Origin of the sequence: Marinobacter bohaiensis, assembly GCF_003258515.1 — a bacterium.
Lineage (GTDB): Bacteria > Pseudomonadota > Gammaproteobacteria > Pseudomonadales > Oleiphilaceae > Marinobacter_A > Marinobacter_A bohaiensis.
In genome coordinates this window covers 408,392-421,778 of sequence record NZ_QGEH01000001.1, presented here as the reverse complement: position 1 = coordinate 421,778, position 13,387 = coordinate 408,392, and the positions used below count along the sequence as shown (strand labels likewise).

9 protein-coding genes and 1 pseudogene are annotated in these 13,387 nt (G+C 66.8%); 3 read left to right on the top strand and 7 right to left on the bottom strand.

Going from position 1 to position 13,387, the window contains the following annotated elements; all coding sequences use genetic code 11:
- Nucleotides 1-43 precede the first annotated feature (43 nt).
- The 6 genes and pseudogenes from xerC to DKK67_RS01775 form a co-directional block, all read right to left on the bottom strand.
- Complete coding sequence (xerC, locus tag DKK67_RS01800) at nucleotides 44-970, bottom strand: tyrosine recombinase XerC (protein ID WP_111493822.1); 927 nt, start codon at nucleotides 968-970, stop codon at nucleotides 44-46.
- 21 nt (nucleotides 971-991) lie between these two features.
- The gene (locus DKK67_RS01795; RefSeq protein ID WP_111493820.1) at nucleotides 992-1,750 is read right to left on the bottom strand and encodes a DUF484 family protein; all 759 of its coding nucleotides are present in this window, start codon (nucleotides 1,748-1,750) and stop codon (nucleotides 992-994) included.
- Between the two features lie 78 nt (nucleotides 1,751-1,828).
- On the bottom strand, nucleotides 1,829-2,749 hold the full coding sequence (dapF, locus tag DKK67_RS01790; protein WP_111493818.1) for a diaminopimelate epimerase: 921 nt from the start codon (nucleotides 2,747-2,749) through the stop codon (nucleotides 1,829-1,831).
- Entirely contained in the window at nucleotides 2,749-4,005 is a 1,257-nt protein-coding gene (gene lysA / locus DKK67_RS01785; protein WP_111493816.1) for a diaminopimelate decarboxylase, read from the bottom strand. Before lysA ends, dapF begins: the two co-directional genes overlap by 1 nt.
- 163 nt (nucleotides 4,006-4,168) lie before the next feature.
- Nucleotides 4,169-4,264: pseudogene (gene lptM / locus DKK67_RS21920) on the bottom strand (LPS translocon maturation chaperone LptM); the annotation flags it as partial.
- A 52-nt stretch (nucleotides 4,265-4,316) separates the two neighbouring features.
- Nucleotides 4,317-7,205, bottom strand: a complete 2,889-nt coding sequence (locus DKK67_RS01775; RefSeq protein WP_228160486.1) for a class I adenylate cyclase — start codon at nucleotides 7,203-7,205, stop codon at nucleotides 4,317-4,319.
- Nucleotides 7,206-7,383: 178 nt separating this feature from the next.
- Here DKK67_RS01775 and DKK67_RS01770 point away from each other — a divergent pair, with 178 nt between their 5' ends.
- Complete coding sequence (locus DKK67_RS01770) at nucleotides 7,384-9,828, top strand: EAL domain-containing protein (RefSeq protein WP_111493810.1); 2,445 nt, start codon at nucleotides 7,384-7,386, stop codon at nucleotides 9,826-9,828.
- Between the two features lie 78 nt (nucleotides 9,829-9,906).
- Here the strand turns inward: DKK67_RS01770 and argH are convergent, their stop codons facing one another.
- Nucleotides 9,907-11,304 carry an argininosuccinate lyase gene (gene argH, locus DKK67_RS01765; RefSeq protein ID WP_111493808.1) on the bottom strand — a complete coding sequence of 466 codons (1,398 nt, stop codon included), beginning with the start codon at nucleotides 11,302-11,304 and terminating at the stop codon, nucleotides 9,907-9,909.
- Between the two features lie 162 nt (nucleotides 11,305-11,466).
- Between argH and DKK67_RS01760 the strand changes: the two genes are divergently transcribed.
- Both DKK67_RS01760 and DKK67_RS01755 read left to right on the top strand, forming a co-directional pair.
- Complete coding sequence (locus tag DKK67_RS01760) at nucleotides 11,467-12,552, top strand: sensor histidine kinase (RefSeq protein ID WP_204355706.1); 1,086 nt, start codon at nucleotides 11,467-11,469, stop codon at nucleotides 12,550-12,552.
- Nucleotides 12,553-12,573: 21 nt separating this feature from the next.
- Nucleotides 12,574-13,308, top strand: a complete 735-nt coding sequence (locus DKK67_RS01755) for a LytR/AlgR family response regulator transcription factor (RefSeq protein WP_111493806.1) — start codon at nucleotides 12,574-12,576, stop codon at nucleotides 13,306-13,308.
- Nucleotides 13,309-13,387: the final 79 nt, after the last annotated feature.

Genomic DNA, 13,387 nt, shown 5'->3' with positions numbered 1-13,387 from the left:
GGTATGCGCGATAGTACCCCGGGAACGTGATAGCCCCTGGGAACTACGACGGTTCGGTATCGCCCGCCTTGCGCCGGCGCGCCCGGGGATGACTGCGATCATAGACCCGCGCCAGGTGCTGGAAATCCAGATGGGTGTAGACCTGGGTGGTGGCGATATCGGCGTGGCCCAGCAGTTCCTGCACAGCGCGCAGGTCGCCGCTGGACTCCAGCAGGTGGCTGGCGAACGAGTGGCGCAACAGGTGCGGGTGCAGGCGCTGGTCGGCCCCTTTGTGCTGCCCCCAGCGATTGAGCCGGGACTGCACGCTGCGTGCGCTGAGGCGTTTGCCCTGTCGGCTCAGGAACAGGGCCGTCTCGCCGTCCGGGGCCAGGCCGGCACGCACCGCCAGCCAGGCGTCGACCGCCGCCAGGGCCTGGCGCCCCACCGGCAGCAACCGTGTCTTGCCGCCCTTGCCCAGGACCCGCACTTCGCCGGCAGCCCGGTCCAGGCTGGCCAGGTCCAGCCCCACCAGCTCCGCCAGTCGCAGGCCGGAGGAATAAATCAGCTCGAACATGGCGCGATCGCGGACTTCCAGCGGGTCGTCGGGATCGGCGTCGAGCAGGTGGCCAAGCTGGTCCACGTCGGCCACGCGTGGCAGCTTGCGACCGGCCTTGGGCGCGCGCACGTCCAGCGCCGGGTTGTCGCTCACTTCACGCTCGCGCAGAAGGAATTCGTAGAAACGGCGGGTGGCGGACAGGTGACGGGCGATGCTGCGCCCGCCCAGCCCTTCGCGACTCAACTGGGCCACGTGGCGGCGCAGCCCGTGGACATCCAGGTCACGCCAGTGGCTCATGCCCTGCTCCTGCAGCCGCAGGCCCAGGCGCTCCAGGTCACGCTGGTAATTGCTGAAGGTGTGGGGCGACTGGCGTCGTTCGGAACGCAGGTGCTCGAGGAATCGCGCCAGCGACGGCGCCAGGGCTTCAGACAGCATGATCCGGGATCGGGTGCCGCGTCAGCGGGACCCGACCACTTTCTCCGCGTCGGCGAGGGCCGGTTTGGCGCTGTGCCGGGCCATCAATGGCGGCAGCAGCCGGCTGAGGGTGTCGCTGATGTAGGTCAGGAACAGCGAGCCCATGCTTTCGTCGAAATAGCCCACCTGCTGGCTGCCAATGGCGAACAGACCGAGCAGCTCGCCGTGACGCAAAGGCACCAGGGCAACAGAGGCGATGGGATTATCCCGCTGGGGGAACAGGAACGCCCGCTGCTCGATACGGAACTGACCGCACACCGCACGCTGCCCGTCCAGCAGGGAGCCCAGTTGGGCGTCGGCCGCCGCCCGCGTCACACGGATCAGCGCGCCGTCGGCACCGTCGGCCTGGGTCTGGTCGCGGTCGTCGAACAGGATCAGCGACGCCGCGTCCAGGGCGAAGTCGCCGCGGATGCTGTCGTCGATCACCGACGCCATCTCGTTGAGTGAACGCGCCTCGATCACCTGGGTCAGCAGGCGCTTGCTCTTCTCGAACAGGCGGTCGTTCTGGCGGGCGATCTCGATCAGCTCGCCCAGCTCGTGGCGCAGCATGTCACGCTGTTCGCGGAACAGGTGAACCTGACGCTCCACCAGGGAAATCGCACGGCCGCTGTCGTGGGGCAGTTTCAGGCTGCGCAGCAGTTCGTCCTGGTGGATAAAGAAATCTGGATTGGCCTGCAGGTACGCGACGACGTCCTGCTCGGTCACTGTCTGGGCCGGCTTGCTCGCAGCCTCATCTGTCATCCCGGAAACCTCCTGTCACGATCGCCTCTGATACGGGCGATTCTTTTTATCGATGCCCGCTCCAGACGGGCACCGGCACTAGCGCTTTTTCTGGCGACTGCGCCCGGACGAACGTCCGGAACGGGAACGGCGGGGCGCCTCGCCGGGCACTCTCACCTGGCCTTCAAAGACGCGGGCGGTCGGTCCCTCCATCATAACAGGGGCCCCTTCGCCCTGCCATTCGAGGCTGAGCGGGCCGCCGCGCAGCTCCATGCGGACTTTCTCGTCCAGCAGACCGCGCAGCCGACCGGCCACCATGGCGGCACAGGCACCGCTGCCGCAGGCCAGCGTCTCGCCGGAACCGCGCTCGAATACACGCAGCCGGGCGTTGCGCCGATCGACGACCTGCAGGAAGCCGATGTTGGCCTTGCGCGGAAACGCCGGGTGGGACTCCAGCAACGGCCCCAGGCGCTCCACCGGCGCGGTGTCCACATCGTCCACCAGCAGCACGGCGTGGGGATTGCCCATGGACACCACGCTCAGCTCCACGGTCTCGCCGTCCACATCCAGGGTGTAGGTGTCGGCCCGCTCGGGTGCCTCGAACGGCACCTGCGGCGGGTCCAGCTCCGGCACGCCCATGTTGACGGTGACCCAGCCGTCCTTGCCGGTGCGCAGTTCGATCACGCCGCCGGCGGTCTGCACGCGGATGACCTTTTTGTTGGTCAGGCGCTGGTCGCGCACGAAGCGGGCGAAGCAGCGGGCGCCGTTGCCGCACTGTTCCACCTCGGAGCCGTCGGCGTTGAAGATGCGGTAGCGGAAATCCACGTCCGGCAGTCCGGGCGGTTCCACCAGCAGAAGCTGGTCAAACCCCACCCCGAAGTTGCGATCGGCCAGCTTGCTGATCGCTTCCGGACGCAGGCGGAACGGCTGACTGATGGCATCGACCACCATGAAGTCGTTGCCCAGACCGTGCATCTTGGTGAACTGAAGGGTCGCGCTGCGGCGTCGTGAGTCCGTCATCACGTTGGCTCGGGCAGGCAGGATTCGAGACGCATCTGGTCTTCCAGGGTTTCCCGCTGGCGGATCACATGGACCTGATCACCGTCCACCATCAACTCCGGCGGGCGGTTGCGCGAGTTGTAGTTGGAACTCATCACGAAACCGTAGGCGCCCGCCGACCGCACCGCCAGCAGATCGCCGGCGGTCAGCGCCAGGGAGCGCTCCTTGCCCAGGAAGTCGCCGGTTTCACACACCGGGCCCACCAGGTCCCAGGCCTGTTCGGCCACATCCTCACGCGGGGTGACCGGGATGATCGCCTGCCAGGCGCTGTACAGGGCCGGCCGGATCAGGTCGTTCATGGCGGCGTCGATGATGGCGAAATTGCGATGATCGGTGCACTTGAGGAACTCGACCCGCGTCAGCAGGATGCCGGCGTTGGCGGCGATGGAACGACCCGGTTCCAGCACGATTTCCAGCGTCCGATCGCCCAGGCGCTGCTGCACGTGTTCCATATACTCGCTCGGCGACGGCGGAGTCTCGTCCTCGTAGGTCACGCCCAGACCGCCGCCCATGTCCAGGTGCCGGATGGTGATGCCGTCTTCCGCCAACTGATCGATCAACGCCAGCACCCGGTCCAGGGCGTCCATGAACGGCTCGACCGTGGTCAACTGGGAGCCGATGTGGCAATCCACGCCCACCACATCCAGGTTGGACAGGGCCGCCGCCTGACCGTAGATGCGGCGCGCCTCGGCGATGTCGATGCCGAACTTGTTCTCTTTCAGGCCGGTGGAAATGTACGGATGCGTGCCCGCGTCCACGTCCGGGTTCACGCGCAGGGACACCGGCGCGACTTTGCCCAGTTCCGCCGCAACGGCGTTCAGACGGTCCAGCTCGGTCTCGGACTCGACGTTGAAACAGCGCACGCCCACTTCCAGCGCCCGGCGCATTTCAGCCGGCTGTTTGCCGACGCCGGAAAACACCACCTTGCCGGGATCGCCGCCGGCGCGCAGCACCCGCTCCAGCTCACCGACCGACACGATGTCGAAACCGGCGCCGAGACGGGCCAGCACGTTGAGCACCGCCAGGTTGCTGTTGGCCTTCACCGCATAGCAGATCAGGTGCGGCCGGCCCGCCAGGGCGTCGTCGTAGGCGCGGAAGTGGCGCTCCAGCGTGGCCCGGGAATACACGTAGGCCGGCGTGCCGAACTGCTCGGCGATGCGGGATACCGGAACATCCTCGGCGTACAAGGTGCCGTCGCGGTAGTTGAAATAATCCATGCGCTGTCCTGTGTCAGTGTCTGATCGCGATCCCGGCGCGTGGCCCGCGGTCGATGCGGGCCGGCACCGGTGGCGGGAGCTATTCGGCGTCCGTCGGCTCGAACGGGGCGTTCTCGTCCTGCCGGTTGTCGGCCGGTGTGTCGGTGCCAACCGCGGCCGGGGCCGTCTCGGGCTCCGCAGGCAGGTACAGGGGGCCTTTCTGTCCGCAACCGGACAACAAAAGAGCCAGGATGGCGATGGGGAGAAGGCGCCCGATCATCTTGCATTCGCTCCGCTTGAAGTGATCGGGCCAGTATAACGGCTGCACCGGTCTATCGCGAGATCAGCGCGCGCCGCATGCCCTGGCCCAGCGCCCGGTTCAGGTCACGCTCCAGCGCCATGCGGTATTCCAGGTACTGACTGGTCTGCAGATCGTGCTGGTACATCTGCGGATCCAGGTCGTGGGGCAGGTTCAGGTCGGTCAGGTAGATCGGGTAATCGCTGCCGTCGCGGCGCCGGGATCGGACGTAATGGGCCACCGCGGGAATCAGTTGGTCGCCGTACTCCAGCACGCTGAACTCCTGCTCCTCGCAGAAAATATCGAAACGCACCGGCTGGTCGCCTTCCTGGACACCCACAGCATGCAACTCGAAGCCGTCCAGCGGCAGCTCGTCGGTGGCGCCGAAACGGCGTTCGAGCACCCACTGCCCGGCCCGTTGCAGCACCTCGGAGCAGGTCACTTCCAGATCGCCGGCGGCATCGGCCAGGGCTCGCCGCAGCTGGCGCCGCTCCGACACGTTGGACAGGAACCGCATCACCGGGGCCAACAGGTGGCGCCGGCTGGTGAACGGCTGCTGCCAGTGGCTCAGGGAACCGTGTTCGTCCACCACCCAGACCCAGGCGCGTTCCTCGCCCACCTGGAAGAACACCTGGATGTTGTCCGGCTGGCTGGCCCGGCACACCAGCGCCAGGGCCGGGTCGTCCTCCAGCGCGTGACGGTCCACCAGGATCGGCAAATACGCCGACTGGGGCCGCTGCAGATGACTCAACAGCTCGGCGCGGGACGCCAGCGCCACGAATCCGGGCTCGCCGTTGTGGAACTGCAGCACGAAGTAGCGCCGCTCGATCTCGATCACGTAGCGCAGCGGGTGGGGGCCGCGCCGGCCGGCGAAGAAGGTCTGCTGGACGTCTTCGAACAGGGTCTGCAGGCGCCGCTGGATGGAAGGCCCGTGGCCGGCATCGTGACAGCAGACGGTCAGTTGCGGCGGCTGACCGGGTGCCGCCACCCGCGCCGCCAGGATGTTCTTCAGGCACTGGATCAGGGTGTCGCCCACCTCGTAACGGTGCACGCTGACTTCGTGCCAGCTGTTGAGCATCACCTGATCCAGGGTGAGCACCAGGTTTTCGCGGCCGCCGCTGAAGCCGAGGGAGTCGTGACGCCCGCTCAACTTGTGCAAGCCACGCTCGGTCAACGGCGCCTGCGGGTCCACCGCGACATTGACGAACAGCAGGATGCTGAGCGGCCGGCTGTCCTGCAGCAGGGCTTCGCGCGTAGCCGGCGCGTCGGGCACCGGCAGGTTCGCCTGCAGATCCTCGATCATGCCGCGCAGCCCGCCCAGATCCAGGGCACTGTCGCCGGCACGCAGATTCAGGCGGGTGGCGCGGGTCAGCAGACCGTTGCAGTGACTCCAGACCAGCAGCTCCACCAGGCTGGAGGCACGCCGGATCACCGGTTGCCAGACCGCATCCAACGGGTTTTCCAGATCGCGGTAGAGCAGCCAGCCCTGCCCCGGCGCGCGCCCCTCGACCTGGGTCGACTGGTGATGGAAGGACAGATTCTCTTCCGCCAGGCTCGGCGCCAGGTTGGGATTGATCAGCTCCACCTTGCCCGCCTTGCGCTGGAACGCGGCGTAGAGTTTGCGCCCCAGCAGCCCCATATCCTGCGGGCGAATCGCCGCCTTCACCGCGTGGGTGCGCGCCAGCCGCGACAGGAAACGGTAGCTGTGGGTCAGTTCGGAGACGATCTGGCGACGCAGCACCTGCACATCCCCGGCGCGCCACAGCTGGCGATCGTCCAGGTTGCGCACCTGTTTGCGATCCCAGCCCCACTGTTCCACCAGCGTCTGTAACAGCGCCGACTGCCAGGTCGCGCTGCGCTGCTCCAGGCGCGACAGGGGCACGCCGGTCTTGAGGTAGAGGCTCTGGCGCACCAGGCGCAGCCGCTCCGGCGCCTCCAGCCCGATCAGCCAGCGGTCCAGGCGCTGGTACAGCATCAGATAGGGATCGAGCGCGTCCGGGTCCGTGGTGCCGGCGTAGACCTGCGCCTTGAACGCCAGTGACAGCAGCCCCCCGTCCCGGTCCCGGGCGTAACATTCGATCAGCAGCAGTTTGAGCAGGGACTTCCAGGGTGAATCGATGCCCTTGTACAACTGCCACACGCCGGCCCCCAGGAATTCGGCCTCCGGTACCTCCGGCACCGCGCCGAAGTCGATGTACTGATCGGCACGGATGAAGCGGAAGTCACGCAACTGGTCCGCCAGCCGGTCGTAGTCCGCCTCCCGCTCGGCCGGAATCAGCCACCACAGCGGGTAGCAGCCTCCCAGGTGGATGCCGGTGCGGTAGAACTCGTCCAACAGCAGATAGTGCTGGGCACTGCCGCAGTTTTCGCCGTTGACCTCAACCCGCTGGCGGCCCTGGCGGAAATCCTCGGCGGCGAACACGAACACGTGCAATTCCAGTCCCAGGCTGTCCGCCCAGCGCGAGACCGCTTCGGCTTTCTGTTCCAGGCTGCGGATGCCGGCCGCGTCGAGGTCCGGGCGGTGGCACAGCCACACGTCCAGGTCGCTGGCCACCGAATGACCCAGGGTGCCGGGGCTGCCCATCACGAACAGGGCCTGGATATCCGGCCGCCGCCGGCCCGCCGAACGCATGCGGAAGGTGCGCGCGAGCCGCTGGGCGGCCGCGAGTTCGTCGTCGCCGGGCGCGTAATGGGCCAGGCCGAAGGGGCAGTGCTGGTCCAGGTAACCGGGCAGGGATGGATGGTTGAGATGGAAGATCAGCGGCAGGAGGTCGAGCACCACCTGCTGCCTCGATGCCAGCGCCTCCCGCGCCCGCAACCGCCGGGCGGCGTTGATCCGGAGGAAACGTTCACACAGCCGTTTGAGCGTCTTGCGGTCGATGCCGTCGTCGAAATCCAGCTGGATGGCGTTAGCAAGGCTCACGGGGTCGGGCGTTCCTCGTACGGTTGTGACAGAAAAGTCCATTTCTGTGGACTGGGTCTCAACTTCGTATTATCGAAAGGATCTATGTCGCCTTTCAAACCACACTAACCAAAAATAATCCAAATACTATGACTGGTTACAAACGAGTGACCAGTCCGACGACATACCGGACCGCACTGTGAAGGATTTTCTCGTCAGTCGGCTGCGCCGGGATGGGACGGCGTGCCCGACGCAGCAGACCCGATTGCAGGTGAATGACGACGGCCTGATCGTGCAGGCCGACGGCCAGGCGGAAGCCGTGCTCGGCTATTCGGCCCGGCAACTGCGCAACACCCCCCTGGCCCGGCTGGCCGCGTCCCGCGAGGACAACCCGCTGGCCCCCGCTCACCGCGACCGCCTCCGGCGCGCCGAGTCGACGCCGGTGACCCTGCGCCATGGCGACGGCTATTTCTTCACCGCCCGCATCGCCCTCCGTCCAAAGGGCCCGGTCACGCCCGCGGTCAGCAGCGCCCGCGTCCAGCCCTGGGGAACCGCGCCGCTGGATCCCCATCTGGTCCAGGTCACCGAAGAAACGGGGCAACTGGGCCTGTGGTACCTGGACGCCGCCAGCGACGCCGTGCACTGGTCCGACGGCCTCTACCGCCTGCTGGAACTGCGTCCGGGTTGCGATATTTCGATCGAACACGCCCTGTTCTATTGCCAGCAGTTCCAGCCCCGCGTACAGGCCCTGTTTCGCCGCTGCCTGCGTCACGCCCGCCCTTTCAGCCTTGAGCTGACCCTCCTCACGGCCAACCAACGTCTGCGGCCGGTCCGCCTCAGTGGGCGGCCCATCCTGACCGGCGACCGGGTTACGGCCGTGGCCGGCACCCTGGTGGACCTGTCCGAGCGCCTGCACCAGCGCGCTGCGCGTACCGAGGTGGAACAGATCCTCCATGGCATGATGGACGCCACCGATGACCTCGTCCTGGCGCTGGGACCGACGCTGAACATCCTCGCCTGCAACCGCCCTTGGCTGGACCAGTTCGAACGAACCTTCGGCGATCGCCCCCAGGTGGGCGACAGCCTGTGCGAGGTTCTGGCGGCCCACCCCAACGAACGCCGCCTGAACCAGCGCCTCTGGGAGAAAGCGCTGCAACGCAAGACCTTTACGGTGGAGATGCCGCTGGCCCAGCAGGAACGTGACCTGCCGGTCTACGAGATCCGCTTCCGACGCCTGCTGGATACTCGCGGCCAGGTGCTGGGCGCGGTGCAGATCGCCCGGGACATCAGCCACCGGCTGCGCACCCGCGACCACCTCAACTACCTGAGCCAGCACGATCCCATGACCGGCCTGCTCAACCGCCGCGAACTGCTGCGCCGGCTGCAGCGGGCCATCGACCAGGACGGCGCCAGCGGCGGCCACGCCCTGTTTTTCCTCGACCTGGACCACGTCACGCGCTTCAACGATCGCGCCGGGGCCGGCGCCTGCGACCGTTACCTGCGGGAACTGGCCACCATGCTGGGCTCCCGCGTTCGCCAGCGCGACGCCCTGGCGCGGGTCTCCGCCGACAAGTTCGCCCTGCTGCTGGACCGTTGCCCGGAAGCCGAGGCGCGCCGGGTGGCCAATACCCTCACCGGCCACATCGGCGCGTTCGTGTTCGACTGGGAAGGCGAGCGTCTGCAGACCACCGCCAGCGGCGGGTTGGTCCCCTTTGGCGGCGGCTACGGCCCGGATCAGGCGGAAACGCTGCTGGCGCTGGCCGCCGACCTGTGCCAGACCGCCAAGGACGCCGGCCGGGACCGCATCCACGTGTACCGCGATCCGGGCCACGCACTGCTGGAGAGCGAGGCCCAGGCGCGGCTGGAGGATCTCAAACGCTGCGTGCGGGAGGATCGCATTGCCCTGATGTTCCAACGGATGCGGCCGGTCAGCCAGGTCACCTGGGGCGACCACGTGGAAATCCTGGCCCGGCTGGAACTCGGCGACGAACAGGGATTCTGGCTGCCCAACGATTTCCTGCCGGTGGCGGAGCGCTTCGACCTGGTGCGCGACATCGACCGGCGGGTGATTCACAAGACGCTCGACTGGCTGCGCCGGCACCCGTTGCTGGAGCCGCGCCTGAAGCTGTGCAGCTTCAACCTGTCGCTGGCGAGCCTGCTGGACGAGGAATTTGCCACCTTCCTGGAGGATGAGCTGTCACGCCTGAACCTGCCGCCCGGGCGCTTCTGTTTCGAGATCCGGGAAGGCGACGCCACCCAGTACCCCGACGAAGCCGCGGTCTTCTGCGACACCCTGCACAAGCTGGGCTGTCAGGTGGCTTTGGACGGTGCCGGCGCGTCGGTGGAAAGCTTCAGCCTCGCGGCGCGGCTACCGGTGGACCTGATCAAGCTCGATCACGGGTTGATGCGGGAACTGGCGGCGGACCCGGTGCAGCAGGTGATGGTGGAAGCCCTGCACCGGATCGCGGAAACCGCCGGCAAGAAAACCGTCGCTCCGTTCATCGAGGACGACGACACCCTGCGCCAGGTACGGCGCCTGGGCATCCATTTCGGACAGGGCTTCCGCCTTTCGGGACCGCAGCCGCTGGCCGAACTGGCGCCGGTGCCAGTGGAGCTGAGCACCGGCACGATCGGGGCAAACTAGCAGACGAACCCGGCCCGTATGGCAGACGCATCAGCCGCTAGGGCAGCCAAGGTGTTCCGCCTGCAGCGACGGCCTGGGCTATATACCCATCGCCTTGCGCGCACGCGCCACGGCCGCACGCACCTGCTTCGGCGCGGTGCCGCCCAGGTGATCGCGGGCCTGGACCGAGCCTTCCAGGGTCAGCACATCGAACACGTCCTGGCCGATCACGTCGGAGAACTGGGCCAGCTCCTCCAGGGTCATGTCCGACAGGTCGCGTTCCTCGGCGATGCCGAACGCCACGGCCTTGCCAACGATCTCGTGGGCATCGCGGAAGGCCACGCCCTTCTTGACCAGGTAATCGGCCAGATCGGTGGCGGTGGAGAAACCGCGCTTGGCGGCAACGCGCATGTTGTCGGCCTTGGCTTCAATGGCCGGAACCATGTCCGCGTAGGCCTTGAGGCAGCCCTTGACCGTGTCGACCGTATCGAACAGCGGCTCCTTGTCTTCCTGGTTGTCCTTGTTGTAGGCCAGCGGCTGACCTTTCATCAGGGTCAGCAGGCTGATCAGGTGACCGTTGACCCGGCCGGTCTTGCCGCGCACCAGCTCGGGCACGTCCGGGTTCTTCTTCTGCGGCATGATCGACGAGCCGGTGCAGAAACGGTCCGGCAGGTCGATGAAATCGAACTGGGCGGAGGTCCACAGCACCAGCTCCTCGCTGAAGCGGGACAGGTGCGTCATCAGCAGCGCGGCGAAGCTGCCGAACTCGATGGCGAAGTCGCGGTCGCTGACCGAGTCCAGGGAGTTCTCGGTCGGCCGCTCGAAGCCCAGCAGTTCGGCCGTATAGGCCCGGTCGATCGGATAGGTCGTTCCGGCCAGGGCCGCGGCGCCCAGGGGCATGATGTTGACGCGCTTGCGGCAGTCCAGCAGACGCTCGGTGTCCCGCGCCAGCATTTCGTACCAGGCCAGCAGGTGATGGCCGAAGGTGACCGGCTGGGCGGTCTGCAGGTGGGTGAAGCCCGGCATGATGGTATCGGCCTCACGCTCGGCCAGGTCCAGCAGGCCCTGACGCAGGCGCACCAGCTCTTCGTGGATCACATCGATCTCGTCGCGCAGGTAGAGGCGGATGTCGGTGGCCACCTGGTCGTTGCGGCTGCGGCCGGTGTGGAGTTTCTTGCCGGTGATGCCGATCCGATCGGTCAGGGCCTTCTCGACGTTCATGTGCACGTCTTCCAGACTCACCGACCACTGGAACTCGCCCGCCTCGATCTCGGCCTTGACCGCCTTGAGCCCGTCGATGATCTGGTCGCGCTCGTCGTCGGTCAGCACCCCCACTTTCGCCAGCATGGTGGCGTGGGCAATGGACCCCGTAATATCATGATGATAGAGGCGCTGATCGAACGCCACGGAGGCGGTAAAGCGCTCCACGAAGGCATCGGTGGGCTCACTGAAGCGACCGCCCCAGGGCTTTTCGGAGGACGTGTTCTGGTCAGTCATGGTCTATCTTTCCTGCTAGCTGGATATCGCGGCGAGGTCGGGGTAGCCACCGCGGCCTCGGAACAGGCCGGGGATTGTACCACTCCCGATGGCGCCTCTGTACAAACGAGCACCATAACCGACCGCCAGGGCCCGGTGGTCAACCCATAAGACAGGACCAGAATGCTCCCCGCCAGACCCAGAATCGAGGGCAACCCCACGCTGCCCAACGCGGATTTCTTTGTGCCCGACCTGTGCCGGGTGCGGGCGGTTTTCCTGTTGCTGCTGACCAGTGAGCTGATCGTCCTGCTGCTGTCGATCCTGCACGCCCGCAGCGGCCTGATCGACTGGCACTATTTCGGCCTGGTGTCCCTGTTCGTACAGTGGACCGTGCTCACCAGCGCCGCCCTGGTATGCAGCCTGCGCGGCTGGCTGAAACGGTTCTCCACGGCAAAGGTGGTGATCATCATTACCGCCGTGGTGATGCTCGACGTCCTCACCTTCACCCTGATCGCCGATCGTATCCTGCTGGTCGAGGCCCAGGCCCTGCCGGCCCACCTGATCGCCCGCAATCTGCTGGCGGCGCTGATCATCACGCTGATGGTGCTGCGTTACTTCTACCTGCAGCACCAGTGGCGCCAGCAGAAGCAGGCGGAGATGCAGTCGCGCATGACCGCCCTGCAGGCCCGCATCCACCCCCACTTCCTGTTCAACAGCATGAACACCATCGCCAGCCTGATCGCCAGCCGCCCGACCCAGGCCGAGGACGCCGTGCTGGACCTGTCGGAACTGTTCCGCGCCAGCCTGCGCACCCAGGACCGGCTGATCACCCTGGGCGAGGAGCTGACCCTGTGCCAGCGCTACCTCGCCATCGAGCAGTTGCGCCTGGGCGAGCGACTCAGCGTCGACTGGGATCTCGATGGCGATCTGGCCAGCCAGGCGATCCCGCCGCTGACCCTGCAGCCGCTGGTGGAGAACGCCATCTACCATGGCATCCAGCCGCGCCCGGAAGGCGGCGAGATCCGCATCCACACCTATCGCAAGCGGCACTTTGTCTACGTCGAGGTGCATAATCCAGAGCGCCCCTACAACGCCGACCAGGCGGGGCATCGCGGCAACCGGGTGGCGCTGGCCAACATCCGCGCACGGCTGGAAACGGTGTTCGACGGCGAGGCCCTGCTCAAGCACAGCGTCCATGCCGGGCGCTACACGGTGACCCTGCGCCTGCCCTGGCGTACCATAGCCACGGATGGCGATAACTCGCAGTAATCAAGGGACGACGAACCGGTCATGACGCAACACGTACTCATTGCCGACGATGAGCCGCTGGCCCGGGAACGGCTGCAGCGGCTTGTCAAAGAACTGCCCACCTATGCCGTGTGTGGCGAAGCCAGCGACGGTGACGAGGTACTGGCGCGGATCGCCGAGTGCGAACCGGATATCCTGCTGCTCGACATCCGCATGCCGGGGCTCGACGGCCTGGCCGTGGCCGAGCAGGTCAATGCCCTGGCCAGCCCGCCGGCCATCATCTTCTGCACCGCCTACGACCAGTACGCCATCAACGCCTTCGAGGTGCAGGCGGTGGCCTACCTGCTCAAACCGGTACGCCGCGAGAACCTGGCCGACGCGCTGGCCCGGGCGGGACGGGTCAACCGGGTCCAGCTCCAGGCACTGCAGGCCACCGCCGAGCAACACCCGGGACAACTCGCCGTGCGCACCCACCGCGGCACCGAGCTGATCGACATTGGCGGCATCCGCTACTGCCAGGCCGACCAGAAATGCGTCACCCTGCACCATGGCCGCGGCGAGACCGTGACCGACTACACCTTGAAAGAGCTGGAACAGACCTACCCCGACAGCCTGCTGCGCATCCATCGCAACACCCTAGTGGGGCGACGCCACATCGCCGCCATGAAACGCACCCCGGACGGCCAGCACCTGATCCAGCTCAACGACTCCGAGCAGCGCCTGCCGGTCAGCCGCCGGCACGCCAGTTCCGTTCGCGAGGCCCTGCTGGGCAAGTGATACCACGCCATCGGGGCCGGGACATTTGACGTCATAAACGGTAGGCTAACGGCTCCACTGACCGAACAGCCGAAAGCAG